This window comes from Antarcticibacterium flavum (genome assembly GCF_006159205.1).
Lineage (GTDB): Bacteria > Bacteroidota > Bacteroidia > Flavobacteriales > Flavobacteriaceae > Gillisia > Gillisia flava.
In genome coordinates this window covers 671,861-688,047 of sequence record NZ_CP040812.1, presented here as the reverse complement: position 1 = coordinate 688,047, position 16,187 = coordinate 671,861, and the positions used below count along the sequence as shown (strand labels likewise).

Sequence of the window (16,187 nt, the reverse complement as noted above, 5' to 3'; positions counted from 1 at the left end):
TGATATTTCTTATGGTGCATTGGCTCCAACATCACCCTGGGCAACAATCACATCAAGAGCATCTGCGCTTAGGTGTACATTGATATACCCGTTATATTCCAACAGGTCTCCATATGTGATATCATTACCTTCATCATCCATTCCTACCTGGGTCATACTCATTCCTGTATCACCATCTACAGGGGTAAGTGAAATAGCAATATCTCCTCCTGTAGCTGCATCATTTTCATGAATATGCGCAGGATGTGACCCTCCCTGTGGTGTACCTGTCAATTCCAAAGATATAAGAGTGGTGCTATTCCTTCTCTCCATAAAAGTGGCCGTACCACTTATACCGGGAACATCTGTTTCCTGCAGGTTATACGTGACAGCCTCTCCCGTAAGTTCATTTTGTCCTATGTCGCCCTGGGCAACGATGGTTCCAAGATCCTCTGCACTTAAATGTACATTGATATATCCATTTACATTCATTACATCATCATAGCCAAAAGCAGTATCATCATCAAGAGCAGCTACATTGGTCATACTCATCCCGGTAGTACCGTTTACCGGGTTAAAGCTGAAGATAATATCCCCACCTTCTGCCGCAGTATTTGCATGAATGTGAGCAGGGTGCATTCCCCCCTCTGGAGTGTTTTCAAGCTGCAGGGTAGCAAGGGCTTCCCCGTTCATTCTTTCTTCAAACGTAGCTGTACCGCTAATTCCCGGAACGGCCACCTCATTAAGATCGTACACCCTGGATTCCCCGGTTAATTCATTTTGTCCTATATCTCCCTGGGCTACAATAGTTCCAAGATCATCGGCGCTAAGGTGTACATTTATATATCCGTCCACCGCAAGGACATCATCATACCCAAATGCAGTTCCATCATCAAGTGCCGTCACATTGGTCATGCTCATACCGCTGGTTCCATTAACCGGATTAAAGGAGAAAATGATGTCTCCACCTTCTACTGCAGTATTTGCGTGAATGTGTGCAGGATGACTTCCACCATTGGGTGTGTTTTCCAGTTGCAAAGTTGCCAGGGCATCTCCGTTCCTTCTTTCTGCAAAAGTTGCTGTACCGCTTATTCCTTCAACGGCAACTTCATTAAGATCATAAACTTTGGTCTCACCTGTAAGTTCATTCTCACCTATATCTCCCTGGGCAACGATTGTTCCCAGATCATCTGCACTAAGGTGCACATTGATATATCCATTTACATCCAATACATCCTCATACATAAAAGCGGTCCCGTCATCCAGCATGGCCACATTGGTCTTGCTCATCCCGGTTGCTCCATCAACAGGATTAAAACTAAAAATGATATCACCACCTTCAACCGCAGCGTTGGCGTGAATATGGGCAGGGTGCATTCCATCCTCCGGAGTGTTTTGTAATTCAAGGGTGGCCAGTGCTTCCCCGTTCTTTCTTTGTTCAAAAGTGGCAGTACCATTAATTCCTTCAACAGCTGCTTCATTGAGAACATATGTTTTGCTTTCTCCAGTAAGTTCATTTTCCCCTATGTCTCCCTGGGCTACAATAACTCCAAGTTGATCTTCACTTAAATGAACATTGATATATCCATCAAAATCAAGTAACTCCTCGTAGCTTATTGGTGTACCATCATCAAGGGTAGTCACAGTAACTGTACTTTCTCCTGTAGCTCCATCAACTGTTCCCAGGCTCAGGGCAATATCACCACCCTCTGCCGCAGTGTTATTGTGAATATGGGCGGGATGGCTACCATTTGCAGGTGTGCCGTCGATCATAAGATCAATGGTAACAGAATTATCTGAATTTTTAATAAAAGTGGCAGTTCCTGAAATGCCGGGCTCTGCGACTGAACTTAGCTGGTAAGTTGTTGACTCCCCGGTAGGTTGCGGGACAATAATCCCATCGTCATCAGACGTGCTGCAGGAAGGCAGCAGGGCACTCACAAAAATTGCAATAAAGATTCGGTGTAAAATTTTCATTATAAATAACTTGTTTAAGGTTTATAGGAGATAAAACTATATGAACTTAAAAGCGACGTCACCATGTTTAACATAGTTTTTGTTTTGTTAAACAAGAGAATGTTAAAATTTTTAAACGAAATAAATGAATATTGTGCAGTACAGGAATACGATCACTTTGCCTATGGGGCGTTCTGTTGGGCTCCTTGAATCTGGGGCCTGGGCTAAAACCGGAATATTTAAAATGATTATTCAGATTCTTTTAAGCTGAAAATTTCTCAATTATCTTTAAATCCCAAACCACCCATATGTCGAGGTTAAAATGACTTTGATTCTATATAAAAGGGACAGCTTAAAATGATCTCTTTATAATGCACAGGCAAAAGCAAAAGCCACCGGCATCCCATAGGCGCCGGTGGCTTTTTTCTTTAAGGCAGTATTAGGCTGTATAGCCTTATCACGGCATATACCTGGTTATCCTCGTGTTAACCACCCTCTCCTGCTGGCAGTTGCCATAGCATAAGGAGTGATCCAGAATAAACCGAATGTGTAGAAAATACTATAGGAGTAGATCCAAAATGCCTCGGTTATATTATACTTCTTAGCATAGAAAAATGCCGGAAGACTGGAAAAGATAAGGATGCTTAAGAGAGTTGAACATATAAACAATACCGGGTGGGCGATAAGTAATATGATCATCATTAGAATAAGAGGGTACGCTGTTATCATTCCCATCCACTGGTTAACCAATAAAAGCCTGGTACCTGCTCTTGAACCGTTCCTGAAAGGTTTAAAGGCAAATTTTGTCATCATTAGGTTCTCCCTAACATTACTTCTTTCCCAACGGGTAAACATCTTATGTAAGCTGCTGTATTTTTCCGGAATATTGGTAAGCACATAGGCGTTTCGCTGGAAGAGGACATGGAAGCCCTGTTTCAGGATCATATTGGTCATCGCACGGTCCTCTCCAATATCTGTTGGCTGTCCCATAAAAGTTTGGTTCATCCATTCTTCAAGACAGTTCATTACCGCATTTCTTCTATAAGCCGCCAGCGCACCTGGAGTACATAATACAGATCCCATAACGCTTTGAGCAGATCTTATGAACTCAAAGCTAAATACAAAGCTCACATTAAGCATACGTGGAATAATGGCTTTTTGATTGTTGAGTACCCTTACGTTACCTGCCACTGCACCACAATTTTCATTGGTAATAAAAGGGGAAACAAGGTTACGCAATGTATCGACCTCCACAATGGAATCACTGTCTACAGTCACGAAAACCTCACCTTTACCCAATTTGAATCCACGGTAAAGCGCATGTCTCTTCCCCATGTTCTTAGGTTGCTGAAAAATGGAAACCCTGTCTCCAAGTTCTTCCTTGGCTTTTTCCATCCAGGCCCAGGTATCATCTTTACTACCATCATTAATGGCTATCAATTCCAATTTTTCTGCAGGGTAACTGCTGTTCACCAAACTCTTTAAAGTAGAGTAAACCAATTTACCTTCATTATATGCCGGGACGATCACGGTACAGGTTGGTAGTTCCTCATCTGTAACAGAAGACACCGGCTTATAGCGGAAAAATTGTCTGGCAATAAAGGCTAAAAACCCAAGACGGAATAACAACAGGAAAATCCCTGTGATAAGAAGTATCATTCCCCCAATTGTATCCATCCTGTTCAGGTTCATTTCCTGGTACTGTGGCTGCAACAAATAAAAAGCATAAGCTGCCCCTATAAGTAGCATAAATGTACCCACCAGTATGGAGACGTGTCTTTTGGTAAATGTTGCTTTGCTGTAATTGCCGGAAACCTGTTCTTCCCCGGTATCCATTGTAGGTTTGTTTTCGAAAGCTGTATTATTCCCGCCCAGTTTATTATCTGCTGAAGCTGCAGCGGGGAATTTAAGATCTTGTGTTATCATATTTTTTCTTGTTTTAAAACTAACTCTGGTGTTGCCTTTTCATAAAGCAGAACAAACTAGTTCTATGAGTTTGCAGATACCAATTATTGTACCGCTGTAGAGGGAAGCTGATAATGAGATACAATCAGATTCTATATGTGGAGAAAATTGTGGTGCACGCATAATAAGTGTAGATGTGTTCTACACTTTAGGAGAGGAATAGTGGGGATTGGGGTGTTTTTTAGAAGCAAGAAGCAAGAAGCAAGAAACAAGACCACAGAAAAGAGAGAAGAGAGAAGAGAGAAGAGAGAAGAGAAATTAGAATCCTGGGACACTATAAAAGACATAAACAACCACAGAATTCCAGGAGGTTGGCTATGCGATTTTTAAGGGTTGACTTTCCTCTTTCCACTCTCCTCTTTCCACTTTTTTTCAAACCTACAACCTACAACCTACAACCTACAACTTTTTTTAACCCACAACCCACAACCGACAACCGACAACAGACAACCAACCTCACTTCCACCACTTCCTCGTAAGGAACTTTTCTGCTTCAATGATGATGAAAACCAGCAAACCGGCAAGTCCGGGGTAGAGCCAGTAGATAAGCGGAAGCTGCCGGGTGTCGAAGAAGTTGTTCATAAAGGGAGTGTAAACAAAGAATATCTGAAGCAGCGTGAGGACCCCCACGGCATAGAACACATATTTATTCCTGAAAAAATCCTTACTTATCGCGGGGCCTTTCATCCTTCGGCAGTTGAAGAGGTAGAACAGCTGGCAGCACACCAGGGTATTTACCGCTACAGTCCTGGAGCCCACCAGGTCGAGCCCCGTTTCCTGCATATAATAGAAAACACCAAGCGTAAGGGCTCCAATGAGCAGGGAAACCAATATGATCCTCCATACAAAATGTTTGCCCAGGATGGGCTGGTCATTGGGGCGGGGTGGCCTTTTCATGACATTTTTCTCCATGGGTTCAAAGGAAATGGCAAGAGCCAAAGTGACGGCAGTTACCATATTTACCCACAGGATCTGGGCAGGGGTGATGGGCATCACGATGCCCAGGAACACTGCCGCCATAAGCACCAGGGATTCGGCACCATTGGTGGGTAAAATGAAGAATAGTGCCTTTTTAATATTGTCATAGACTGTCCTTCCTTCCTTGATGGCATTTACAATGGTGGCAAAATTATCATCGGCCAGCACCATTTCAGATGCATCTTTGGAAACCTCTGTCCCCTTGATCCCCATGGCGATGCCAATATTTGCTTTTTTAAGTGCCGGGGCATCATTCACACCATCCCCTGTCATCGCGCAAAGAAGTCCGTTGGCCTGTAGTGCCTTGACCAGTCTCAGTTTGTGTTCGGGGGTGGTACGGGCGTAGATGCCGTGACTGCGAACGATCTCTTTTAGTTTCTCATCGCTCATTTCCTCAATTTCCTGGCCGGTGATGGCATTCTCGCTTTCCTCAATACCTATTTCCCTTCCTATGGCAGTAGCAGTGAGTGCATGGTCCCCGGTGATCATTTTCACTTTGACCCCTGCCGTCTTACATTCCTCAATGGCTTTAGCAACCTCTTCCCTGGGTGGGTCAATTATCCCAATTACTCCCAGGAATATAAAATCATTCTCCTCCAGCGGGAGGTTTATTTCATTCAGCTGCTCTTCTGCAGGACGAAAAGCAGCACCCAGGATGCGTTGCCCCCTTGAGGCGATCTCATCCATTTTCTCCTCCCATTGCTTGCGGTCTATTTCTTTATTACCATCAGCGGTGAGATTATGGGAACATTTTTTCATCACCTGTTCCGGCGCGCCGGTCATGAAAATGAATTTTTGGTCGTCCAGTTTATTAAGGGTCGCCATGAACTTATAAGAAGACTCAAAAGGGATTGTATCGAGGCGCTCGGGGGTGAATTCCTCAAAACCGGCCTTGAAAGATAAGCTTAACAAGGCAGCCTCTGTGGGGGCACCGGTAGCTTCCCAGTTGCCCTCGTCATTTTTCGAGATCTCAGAATTATTGGAAGCGCGAAGACATTGCATAAACCTTGTAAAGACCTTGTCCTCCTTGATATTGATTTCTTTTCCCTCAATTTTTATTTCTCCCCGCGGCTCATAACCTGTGCCTTCAATATTATAGACTTTCTCTTGTGTGACCACAGTTTTGGCAGTCATCTCGTTCCTGGTAAGCGTGCCTGTCTTATCTGAACAGATCACATTAACAGCTCCCAGGGTTTCTACGGAAGGTAATTTCCTAATGATCGCCTTTCTTTTAGCCATTTGCTGTACTCCAATAGCCAGCGTTATTGTCATAATGGCCGGTAATCCCTCCGGAATTGCCGCTACCACCAGGCCTATTGATGCAAGGAATAATTCAGAAATAGTATAATCCCTGAAGAAATATCCAAAAGCGAAAAAAGCAGCGGTAATTCCCAGTATCACGAATGAAAGCCATTTACTGAAGTCTTCAATTTGCTGTAGCAGGGGAGTGGTGATCTTTTGCACCCCGCTTACCATCTTGTTGATCTTGCCAATCTCTGTCCTGCCTCCGGTTTCTACCACAACAGCCCTGGCTTTTCCAAAAACAATTGTGGTGCCGGAAAATGCCATACCTGTCTGGTCTCCCAGGAGTGTATTCTCATCTACCGGTTTTGTGTCCTTTTCTACAGCCTGGGCTTCCCCGGTAAGCGGGGATTCCTCAACCTGCAGGTCCTTTTCCTCCACAATGCGAACATCTGCCGGGACCTTGTCGCCAGATTTTAATAAGACCACATCCCCGGGCACCAGGTCTACCGCCTCGATCTCTTTTTGTTTTCCATCCCGCACCACTATAGCGTGGAGCGAGAGCATATTTCTTATGCCTGCAAGGGCTTCCTCTGCCTTCCCCTCCTGTACATAGCCTATGACAGCATTTAGCACCACCACCAGCAGGATCACCCAGGTATCTATCCAGTGGTCCATAAGCGCAGTGATAACAGCAGCAATGATGAGGATATATATAAGCAGATTATTGAACTGAAGCAAAAACCGCATGAGTTCAGATTGTTTCTTCTCCTGCGGCAATTCATTCCTGCCGTACTCCTCTTTTCTATTAGAAATTTCCTCCTTGGTAAGTCCTTTTTTAATATCGGTGCCTAAGCGCTCTTTGATTTCCTCCACAGTTAGCGCGTGCCAGGTGGGGCCGGTGGAAGTTTGTGAAGCCTTTTCCATAGAAATTGAATTCTTTAATAAATTATCCGGGGAGGGAATAGATTAATTCTCATATTGACACAATCTTTTTCTTTCCCTTAAATTTACAGATAATTAGGGAGATTTTTAAATAAAGTGAAGTGGTACAGGAACATAGATAAAGTTTCAAAAAGTATAGGAAATGAAAGAATTTGAAAATAAAAAAGTGATCCTATGGGATTTCGACGGGGTGATCCTGGATTCTATGCAAGTGAGGGAAAAGGGCTTCAGGGAGGTATTGGCAAATTATCCACAGGAACAGGTGGAAAAGCTGCTGGAGTATCATAACCAAAACGGCGGACTTTCCCGCTATGTGAAATTCAGGTATTTTTTGGAGGAGATCCTTCAGGAGGAGACCAATGATGAAAAAGTTGCCGGGATGGCCGGGGAATTTTCAGAAATCATGAGAAAGGAACTTACAACCAAAGATAATCTTATCGCTGAGGTGCTGGATTTTATAGAAGCTCAACATACCCGTTTTGAGATGCACATCGTATCGGGGTCAGATGGGGATGAACTTCGATACCTGACTTCACAACTGGGAATTTCCGGGTACTTTAATAGCATAGAAGGCTCTCCCACGCCAAAGATCTCGCTGGTAAGGGATATCCTGCAAAAGCATAAGTATAATCGGGATGAGGTTTGCCTTATAGGAGACAGTATCAATGATTACGACGCAGCGCATGAAAACCGCATAGATTTCTTCGGATATAATAACCCACACCTGAAAGCAAAAGGCCTGGCTTATATCGAGGCTTTTAGCTGATTTAACTAAGATCTATCTATTTTCGGAATGCAGGTATATTTGTCTTAAAGCAAACAACCTGAAAACCTTCCTCTAAAAAGCGAAACCAATCCCAATATTGGCAATAAAGCCGGTGAACAGGAGATCAAAAGGTGCTTCGATCTCAAACTCCTCTGTCTGGGTTTCCCTGCTGCCATCAGGGAAAACAACATCAACGTTTAAGGATTTGGGAAGGGTATTGAACATATAACCCACTTCTGGACGAAAATAAAAGAGTCCGCCCCACCTCGCACCCAGCTTAACATTAAAAGAATTATGCCCCTGGTCGATCATTCCGATACCTCTTTTTTGCGAGTCCTCACTATGCGCCATATCGGCCAAAGTTCCGTCCAACCTAATCATTCCATAGCTAAAAGAACCATATAAACCTTTACCGGGTTTGAAGAAGTAATAGTTAATTCCTATTTCTATGTACCTTAATTGAAGCTGGTCACTATCATCAACATTATAATTTTCTTCATTTGAAGGTTCCAGCCAGGAAGATTTAATCATACTATAATCCAGGTTTACGGCCAGCCTGTTATTCAGTAAAGGTGTCACATATTCCAGGTTTCCTCCAACGAGGTTAGGAAAGCCAAGCTTGGCTCCAATTCGAAATGGCCTTAACTTATAAGGTTTTGAATCTTGAGTTGAGGCCATTTCGCTTGCCTGGGAATAACCGGTGGTGGGAAATGAGAACAAAATAATAACAATAGCAGCTGCAATGAATTTTTTCATAATTCAGGTTTTAGGTTGGTTAGTAAGAAGGTTTCTTGTGAATTGTAAACAGGTAGGGATTTTATAAAAATAGAGGCTTGAAGGGTTTATTGATATACTTGATTTCAGGTATTTTTTGATGATAAAAGCAACTCCCTGCATCCTGATAAGGCATACATTTTCAACCGGCCCATGAAGACGGAAAAGAAAGGTTAAATGCGGTAAAAAAAGCAAGGCCTCCTATTTTGTGTTTTTTTATAGGCACTCCAGGAAAAATTATCCCTTTCTACAGAATGCTAAAATTAATTATTTGATGCTGATAGTCAGCAATTTATGCTAAATTTATAAGTAGCAAATCAGGGAACTATGAAAAATGTAAGTTTGATTTTGATGATGTTGCCGTTTTTATTTTTCTCTTGTAAAAATAACCAACCGGCGGAAGAAGATGTTGTGAACCAGGCAAAAGTAAGTTCCAAATACTCCTGTGCACCACCTACTGTAGATATTGAATGGTATCGAAAAGACAATATTGCACCTTTGCTTGACGGCCTTGATGTCCTTAATTATCCAATTACCACCGGCAATTCCAAAGCTCAGGAATATTTCAATCAGGGCCTGGTGCTGTCCTATGGTTTTAATCATGCCGAGGCAGCGAGATCGTTCTATTATGCAACAAAACTGGACCCCGAATGTGCTATGTGCCATTGGGGTTTTGCCTATGTGCTGGGGCCAAATTATAACGCCGGGATGGAACCAGATAATTATGAAAGAGCATATGAAGCCATACAGACTGCTATCAAAGTTTCAGATAATGCGACAAATAAGGATAGGGATTTGATAAATGCCCTGGCGCAACGGTACGTGGCAGAACCTGTTGAAGATCTCCGGCAACTTGACGTTGTGTATTCCCAGGCTATGGAAGACCTTTATAAGAAATATAATAATGATCCGGAAATAGCAGCACTGTATGCAGAATCTGTAATGAACCTTTATCCCTGGAACCTTTATGATAACGAGGGCAACCCGAAAGAATGGACCCCCAAGGTGATCACCTTGCTGGAAAATGTGATGAAAGAGTATCCCGACCATCCGGGTGCCCATCATTTTTATATTCATGCTACTGAAGCTTCAAAGACACCGGAGCGGGGCCTTTTAAGTGCCAGGAAATTTGACGAGGGCCTGGTTCCCGGTGCCGGGCATCTCATACATATGCCGTCCCATACCTATATACAAACCGGAGATTATCACAAAGGAAGCCTGGCCAATCTAAGGGCTGTTGAAGTAGACAGTGCCTATATCACCGCCTGCCATGCCCAGGGGGCATATCCCCTGGTTTATTATCCGCATAATTATCATTTTCTCGCAGCTACCGCAACCCTGGAAGGTAACAGCGACTGGGCCTTAATGGGGGCCAATAAGCTTGCAGAGCGTATTCATCCCGATATTATGAAGGAACCGGGGTGGTCAACCCTGCAGCACTATTACATGATTCCATATTTTGTAGAGGTAAAGTTTGGTGAGTGGGATAAGATCCTTGCCAGAAGTTTGGAGGATTCCCTTTTGTACCCAATGGCAATTTCCCATTACGCACGTGGTATGGCTTACCTGGGGAAAAAAGATACGCAGAAGGCAAAAACTGAGTTAAACACCCTGCAGATCCTTGCAGCGGATGAACGCCTGAAAGATATGACGATCTGGGAAATTAATTCTATGCAAACAATTGTGGATATTGCCAGTAATATTTTAAAAGCCGAGATCCTTGCTTCTGAAGGAAATTATGAGGAGAGTATAGATCTTCTTAATGAAACTGTGGCACTGGAAGACGGACTTAACTTTCAGGAACCACCAGACTGGTTTTTCTCTGTACGCCATAATTTAGGAGCAGTACAAATAGAAGCCGGGCATTTTGCCGATGCCATTAAAACCTTCGAGGATGATTTAAAGGTTTTGCCAAGAAATGGCTGGGCGCAGCACGGGATGAAACTGGCTTACCAAAAGATGGACAACCCCGACAAAGTGAGGCAATTGGAATCCCAGTTGAAAGAATCCTGGGCCACTGCAGATGTTGCTATAGAATCCTCACGTATAAAATAGATTATCCCTTGTTATGCTATTTTCTGGCAGGAGAGAGCTTCAGGAAAAAGCACGACCATAAGGTACCTCCAAAAGTTACCTGTAGCTGCTCCGGGTCTCTTGATCTCTGGAACAGGCACTCCCGTCCATTCAGATTAGGTGAGTTTCTTCCCCGTTGAGAATACTTTAGGGAAGTTGGTTTTAGTTGTTTTTAAGGGAAAACACCTATGTTTCAGCCAGGATTTTAATGCTAATTTCAATTATTCTTCGAAGATGATTTAACCCCAGATTATTTGATCTTCATTTTTACAATCTTTACCCTCCGCCATTGTAAAAAGTCCCCTTTTATCTTTCTATAGTTCAAAAGCAACTTTATTCAATTAATGTATCATGAAAAATTTACATAAGTTTTCATTGTGTTTTGTATTCATGGGTTTATTGGCTATCTCCTGTAGTGAAGAGGACAAAACTCACGTGAGTAATGAGAAAGCTACCATTTCCTTTGGTGCGGTATTGAACGATTTGTTGGCCAACAGGGCAGCAAATAAACAGGAGATAATGGATTTGCCTGCCTGTACCAATGATGAGCCTTCCTATGTTCAGGTCATCCTTTTACAGGGTGAAAATGAGATTGTTGGAGCTGCCGGTAACCCGTTCCGAATAGACCTGGTAACAGGGCAGATCTTTACTGAAGAGGTTCCGGAACTTGAACTGGAACCGAGAACATATACTCTGGACCATTTTGCAGTTTATAATGCCGCCGGCGGTCTTATCTGGCTGGCACCGAGGGGTGGGGCCCTGGCCGCCTTCGTCGAAAATCCCTTACCTCTTACAATTGAACCAAGCGCAGGGGTTAAGAAATATGTAGATGTGCCTGTAATTTGTTACGATGACCGGGATGTAAATGAATATGGTTATTTATTCTTTGAACTTAATCCAACCGAAGCCTATGAATTTTGTTTTTTTGCAAATTATTGTAATGATACCGGCAGGCATTTCCCCGGTTATTATTCAGTAGATATCTGGCTTGGAAGTGATGACAGCGGTACACTTTTATATTCAGGCCTGGAAAACAGCGTCTCCACCCAGGGTGAAGATCCTGCAGCCCAGCCCTTATGTATTGCCTTGCCAAACATAGCTTCCTATGCCGGCAATGAAGACTATATCTATTATGAGATCACTTTGCTCGACTGGCCAGGCGTCTACGGCGATGTTGATAATACCGTTATAACAGGAACCCTGAGCCGGGATGATATTGAGGCTAATTTTGATGGTGAGAATGCTGTTGAATACGAGCATATTAGGTTTGGATGCGATATGGAGAATACCGCGCAGTTTGATTCCGGGTTTGTCACTACCTGGATGGACCTGGTCGTTGAGATGCACAGGACTACCTATTTCAATCCTCAAAGTGCCAAGCACTTTGCCTATTCCGGACTCGCCCTTTATGAAGCAGTGGTTCCCGGAATGTCGTCTTACCAGTCTGTGTTTCCTCAGTTAAGTGGAGAAAACATTGAGTTCGAAGGTAACAGGGACGACCTTTACTGGCCGGCCAGTGCAAATGCGGCTCTTGCGCAATTGGCAAGAAACATACTACAGGATTTTCCTCAGCCTTCCAATCTCGCGGCTATAGATGAAATGGAAGCTTCTTTTAATGAGGATTTTATGGCAATGGTTTCTGAGGAAAAATTACAACGGTCTATTGCTTTTGGACAGCAGGTAGCAAACCAGGTTCACAACTGGAGCACCACAGATAATCTTTTCGCAGTCTGCGACCCTTATGTTCCAGCCGAAGCTCCCGGTACGTGGGTGCCCACCCTACCTGCACAACCGGCAGGCGCCTGCCTGGGAGGTGCAAGATCCTTTATAACAAATATTGCAGCAAGCGTTTTGCCCGGCCCACCACCTGCTTATTCTGAAGATCCCGAATCTCAATTCTATCAAATGAATGAATTGATCTATGAAATAAGCCAGAATTTAACTGATGAGGATCAACGAATTATTGCAGCATGGAGGGATACCCCAGGGACAAAGCTTAACGGCCCTACCCATGTTACTAAACTGACTGCAGATCTTATTGAAAGTGAAAACCTGAATCTTGCAGAGGCTTCTGTACTTTTAGCAAAACAGGGAATTGCAATTTTTGATGCTATTATAGCTACTATGAATGCTAAATATGAATATACCCTGTTATGGCCCAATACCTACATTCAGGAGGTTTTAGGTCATGCTACCTGGAATAGTATTTACCCTACACCACCACATCCTTCCTATCCTGCAATAGCCACTAGTGTGGCGGCTGCAACAATTGAAGTTCTTGAGGATTTCTTTGGGGAGGATTATGCTCTTGAAGATACCACCCAGGAAGATTTATTTGGAATCTTCTATTATGACTCATTGGATGCTTTAATAGATGACGTAAAACTAAGTCGAACCCATAGCGGATTAAATTATGAAATCTCGGTAGATGTTGGGGAAGAGGTTGGAAGAGCAGTAGGGGAGGCAGTGAATTCCCTTAATTTCAAAAATTAAAACCAGGCGGCCCCGTAATGGGGCCGTTTTTTATCCCTGAAGGTTTTATAGAGCTGTTCTCACCTCTTAACTCTCACCGGTTCCAACAGGTCCTAAAATCTTCAGGTTTAATAATTCCTCATCGGGGGCAGGGGACTTCTATTCACATTTTGCACAATTTGATTCGCCAACAAGATCTCCATGCTCATCAATTTCATATTTGCAGCATTCATTGAATTTTTGCTTTAACAACTCCTTTGCCCGCCTCACCCTGGCCTTGAGATTTGCCAGGCTTATTTCCAGGGTATCTGCCGCTTCCTGTTGTTTTTTTCCGCAGATGTATACCAATTCTATGGCCTCCTTGTAAATGCCGGGCAACTCATTTATGAACCGGTCAAAACAACATACTTCCTCATAAATTTCAGTTTCGCCGGGATGTTTTATACCTGTCTTTTCTACATACAACGATTCCTTATCAAAGAAATTCGCGATCTCATTACGTGCAATACTGTAAGCCCATGCCCTGATTTTAGAATGATCCTTAAGCCGTTCAAGGTTCCTGTGGATCTTCAGGAAAGTGTTCTGAAAGATATCACCGGCATCTCCGGGTTCCTTCACTCTTTTCAGAATAAAGAAATAGAGCTCGTCCTTATAGGTATCCCATATTTTTTGAGTTTCCTCCATATACAAAAATAAGGAAAGGTTAGCTTAACGGCTAACCTTTGAATTATTTAACAACAACTGCATTTATCGCATTCGCATCTTGAACAGGGGCAGTTATTTTCCCTGCAATTACTGCAGCTGCAGTTAGGGCATTCACAATTGGTGCATTTACAAGTATTCATAATAATTGAATTTAAAGTTTATTAAGTAGACCGGGAAAAGTTGAAAAGGATACATTTTTTTTAAAAATTTTCATGAAGCGGAAAGGAAAGGTTTTAAAAAGATTGTCCAGGTAGCTTTAAAATTAATTAGAGAGCCAGATGTCGTTAATTTGGAAGTGGCTTTTTGGGCTTGATCAAACGGGGATTGGGTGGATCATTAAATCCTAATTCATTATTTCGTTCTTGTCACTACTTCACTGGGTTTTCTTTTCATTTTGATGCAGATAAAAACAATATTCATTTCTATACTTTTTTATCATTTCAACACTTTCTTAATTATATTTGTCCTTCAAAAATTTCAATTACCTCATAATGAAGACCAACTTTTTTGCTTTTATTTTTCTTCTATTCATCTCCTGCGGCAATGACGACCAGCCGGTGGATTATGTTAGTTTGAACGATCAACAAATACAGGAATATCTTGCAGCCAATGACCTTGAGGCAGAGAGAAGTTCTACAGGACTTTATTATATCATTGAGGAGGAAGGTGCAGGGGTACAGCCCACTTCAAATGACCGTGTTCGTGTTGCTTATAAAGGTTATTTCTTGAATGGAGATGTGTTTGACCAAAGTTCTTCTGAAGGTGTTTCCTTTAATCTACAGCAGGTTATTAGCGGCTGGACAGAGGGTATCACCTATTTTAAAGAGGGCGGTAAAGGAATGCTTCTCATTCCATCACACCTGGCTTACGGCCCGCAGAACTACAGGGGTATCCCCGGAGGTTCTGTTTTGATCTTTGAGATCGAGCTACTCGAAGTCGTAAGCATGTAATTCCCGGGGTTAAGAAACGCATTACTCTTTTTTCCTGCTAATCTTATTTTTAGCTGGACAAAAAGGTGTTCGGGCCTAATCTCAGTTTGTTTATAAAAGCCTTTTGTTCTGCAGCTTAAAGACCTTACATTCTTGTTTCTGAACGCAAAGCGGGTCGCAGGCAGTGTTTTTACTTAAGTCATTATCTGCCAAGTTTTTTTTCTGTCGTAAGTTTCTCTTATACTTTATTTTAGCCCCGATAGATTTATTTTTGTAAAGTGAACTTTACATTCAAATTTTTGTTGTAGGTTTGTAAAGTACACATTACAAAATGTAAACTATTAATTACAATAATTATGAAAAGTCAACGCAGAAAAAATCTTTATCAGCTTGCCGCCTGGACCTGGAGTTGGGTGGCCACAATGGCTCTTGCCACCTTTGGCCCCGAATATATCTGGGATCATCACCCTGTTCTTACTGCTTTGGCAGTAACGGTAAACCTTGCCAATGGTATCCTTATGCTCATTGCAAACAGGAACCTGTTCAATAATTTTGATGAACTGGAGCGTAAGATCCACCTTGAATCCCTGGCCCTTACCCTTGGCCTGGCAGTGGTTGTGGGTTTGTTCTATTCCCTGCTGGATACTACGAATCTTATAAGCTCTGATGCTGAGATCTCTTACCTCGTAATATTTATTGGGATTACCTACCTCATTTGCATGACAATAAACACAAGGAGATACGCATGAAGAATAAATTGAAAATATTACGTGCAGAAAGAAACTATACACAGGAAGACCTGGCAGAAATAATAGGGGTTTCCAGGCAGGCGATAAATGCCATTGAAAAAGAAAAATTTGATCCCAGCTTACCTACAGCTTTTAGGTTGTCCAAACTTTTTCAACTGCCCATAGAAGAGATCTTTTATTTTGATAAAAATTGATCCAGCGCAATAATGAATTATTGATTTTGGCAATGAAAGTGATCCTGCTTCATTCAGGAGACATCCCGTACCCGCTAACCTGGAATAAAAAAACCGGCCTTAGCCGGTGAAATCTGTGCAGATGCAGTTTATACTCCATCTGCTCTGCTTTATCTAAGAAATTTATTTGTCTTCAAACATGCGACGTGCAAACCTGAAATTAAGTCGAAACTTTGGTTGGGTCTCTACAGGTTTAGGAACCTTTTTCCCCAGTAAGCTATAGAGCATTTTCATTTCCTCCTCGGGAAGTTCCTTGGCCATAAATGCGTGATTCGAATCCATATTCATTTAATTTATATTTCCGAAGAAATTTTAATACCCCAATACTACAGATGGATTTTCCATTGCTACAGGCCGGCTCCCAATTAAGCAGCCATACACCAATTATCTATTCCTTTACTGCGGTCATAAAAATAAAAAA

At 42.5% G+C, this 16,187-nt stretch carries 12 protein-coding genes; 6 read left to right on the top strand and 6 right to left on the bottom strand.

What is annotated here, in order from left to right; translation table 11 throughout:
* Window positions 1-9: 9 nt before the first annotated feature.
* From FHG64_RS19390 to FHG64_RS02955, 3 genes are all read right to left on the bottom strand, one after another.
* Entirely contained in the window at window positions 10-1,956 is a 1,947-nt protein-coding gene (locus FHG64_RS19390; protein ID WP_218937547.1) for a CHRD domain-containing protein, read from the bottom strand.
* Between the two features lie 453 nt (window positions 1,957-2,409).
* On the bottom strand, window positions 2,410-3,861 hold the full coding sequence (locus tag FHG64_RS02960; protein ID WP_139065006.1) for a glycosyltransferase family 2 protein: 1,452 nt from the start codon (window positions 3,859-3,861) through the stop codon (window positions 2,410-2,412).
* Between the two features lie 495 nt (window positions 3,862-4,356).
* On the bottom strand, window positions 4,357-7,047 hold the full coding sequence (locus FHG64_RS02955; RefSeq protein WP_139065005.1) for a cation-transporting P-type ATPase: 2,691 nt from the start codon (window positions 7,045-7,047) through the stop codon (window positions 4,357-4,359).
* A 160-nt stretch (window positions 7,048-7,207) separates the two neighbouring features.
* Here FHG64_RS02955 and FHG64_RS02950 point away from each other — a divergent pair, with 160 nt between their 5' ends.
* Window positions 7,208-7,831: an HAD family hydrolase gene (locus FHG64_RS02950; protein WP_139065004.1), complete on the top strand. Its 624-nt coding sequence runs from the start codon at window positions 7,208-7,210 to the stop codon at window positions 7,829-7,831.
* 72 nt (window positions 7,832-7,903) lie between these two features.
* Here the strand turns inward: FHG64_RS02950 and FHG64_RS02945 are convergent, their stop codons facing one another.
* Entirely contained in the window at window positions 7,904-8,587 is a 684-nt protein-coding gene (locus FHG64_RS02945; protein WP_139065003.1) for a hypothetical protein, read from the bottom strand.
* A gap of 345 nt (window positions 8,588-8,932) precedes the next feature.
* Between FHG64_RS02945 and FHG64_RS02940 the strand changes: the two genes are divergently transcribed.
* Both FHG64_RS02940 and FHG64_RS02935 read left to right on the top strand, forming a co-directional pair.
* A complete protein-coding gene (locus FHG64_RS02940; protein WP_139065002.1) occupies window positions 8,933-10,660 on the top strand; it encodes a tetratricopeptide repeat protein in 1,728 nt (575 codons plus the stop codon).
* Window positions 10,661-11,029: 369 nt separating this feature from the next.
* Window positions 11,030-13,171, top strand: coding sequence for a vanadium-dependent haloperoxidase (locus FHG64_RS02935; protein WP_139065001.1), 2,142 nt, complete (start codon window positions 11,030-11,032; stop codon window positions 13,169-13,171).
* A 138-nt stretch (window positions 13,172-13,309) separates the two neighbouring features.
* On the opposite strand, the gene FHG64_RS02930 is transcribed toward FHG64_RS02935, so the two are convergent.
* Complete coding sequence (locus tag FHG64_RS02930; protein WP_139065000.1) at window positions 13,310-13,834, bottom strand: sigma-70 family RNA polymerase sigma factor; 525 nt, start codon at window positions 13,832-13,834, stop codon at window positions 13,310-13,312.
* 512 nt (window positions 13,835-14,346) lie between these two features.
* On the opposite strand from FHG64_RS02930, the gene FHG64_RS02925 reads away from it, so the two are divergent.
* The 3 genes from FHG64_RS02925 (at window position 14,347) to FHG64_RS02915 (ending at window position 15,727) form a co-directional block, all read left to right on the top strand.
* A complete protein-coding gene (locus FHG64_RS02925) occupies window positions 14,347-14,805 on the top strand; it encodes an FKBP-type peptidyl-prolyl cis-trans isomerase (RefSeq protein WP_139064999.1) in 459 nt (152 codons plus the stop codon).
* A gap of 335 nt (window positions 14,806-15,140) precedes the next feature.
* Window positions 15,141-15,533, top strand: coding sequence for a hypothetical protein (locus tag FHG64_RS02920; RefSeq protein ID WP_139064998.1), 393 nt, complete (start codon window positions 15,141-15,143; stop codon window positions 15,531-15,533).
* Window positions 15,530-15,727 carry a helix-turn-helix transcriptional regulator gene (locus tag FHG64_RS02915; protein ID WP_139064997.1) on the top strand — a complete coding sequence of 66 codons (198 nt, stop codon included), beginning with the start codon at window positions 15,530-15,532 and terminating at the stop codon, window positions 15,725-15,727. The genes FHG64_RS02920 and FHG64_RS02915 overlap by 4 nt, the downstream gene beginning before the upstream one ends.
* Window positions 15,728-15,889: 162 nt before the next feature.
* Here FHG64_RS02915 and FHG64_RS19100 read toward each other — a convergent pair whose 3' ends face one another.
* A complete protein-coding gene (locus FHG64_RS19100) occupies window positions 15,890-16,048 on the bottom strand; it encodes a hypothetical protein (protein ID WP_168191306.1) in 159 nt (52 codons plus the stop codon).
* Window positions 16,049-16,187 lie beyond the last annotated feature (139 nt).

What these genes read in the sequence shown, in the direction of transcription:
- FHG64_RS19390 (WP_218937547.1), bottom strand. Translation starts at nt 1,956, where the DNA reads ATGAAAATTTTACACCGAATCTTTATTGCAATTTTTGTGAGTGCCCTG.
- FHG64_RS02960 (WP_139065006.1), bottom strand. Translation starts at nt 3,861, where the DNA reads ATGATAACACAAGATCTTAAATTCCCCGCTGCAGCTTCAGCAGATAAT.
- FHG64_RS02955 (WP_139065005.1), bottom strand. Translation starts at nt 7,047, where the DNA reads ATGGAAAAGGCTTCACAAACTTCCACCGGCCCCACCTGGCACGCGCTA.
- FHG64_RS02950 (WP_139065004.1), top strand. Translation starts at nt 7,208, where the DNA reads ATGAAAGAATTTGAAAATAAAAAAGTGATCCTATGGGATTTCGACGGG.
- FHG64_RS02945 (WP_139065003.1), bottom strand. Translation starts at nt 8,587, where the DNA reads ATGAAAAAATTCATTGCAGCTGCTATTGTTATTATTTTGTTCTCATTT.
- FHG64_RS02940 (WP_139065002.1), top strand. Translation starts at nt 8,933, where the DNA reads ATGAAAAATGTAAGTTTGATTTTGATGATGTTGCCGTTTTTATTTTTC.
- FHG64_RS02935 (WP_139065001.1), top strand. Translation starts at nt 11,030, where the DNA reads ATGAAAAATTTACATAAGTTTTCATTGTGTTTTGTATTCATGGGTTTA.
- FHG64_RS02930 (WP_139065000.1), bottom strand. Translation starts at nt 13,834, where the DNA reads ATGGAGGAAACTCAAAAAATATGGGATACCTATAAGGACGAGCTCTAT.
- FHG64_RS02925 (WP_139064999.1), top strand. Translation starts at nt 14,347, where the DNA reads ATGAAGACCAACTTTTTTGCTTTTATTTTTCTTCTATTCATCTCCTGC.
- FHG64_RS02920 (WP_139064998.1), top strand. Translation starts at nt 15,141, where the DNA reads ATGAAAAGTCAACGCAGAAAAAATCTTTATCAGCTTGCCGCCTGGACC.
- FHG64_RS02915 (WP_139064997.1), top strand. Translation starts at nt 15,530, where the DNA reads ATGAAGAATAAATTGAAAATATTACGTGCAGAAAGAAACTATACACAG.
- FHG64_RS19100 (WP_168191306.1), bottom strand. Translation starts at nt 16,048, where the DNA reads ATGGATTCGAATCACGCATTTATGGCCAAGGAACTTCCCGAGGAGGAA.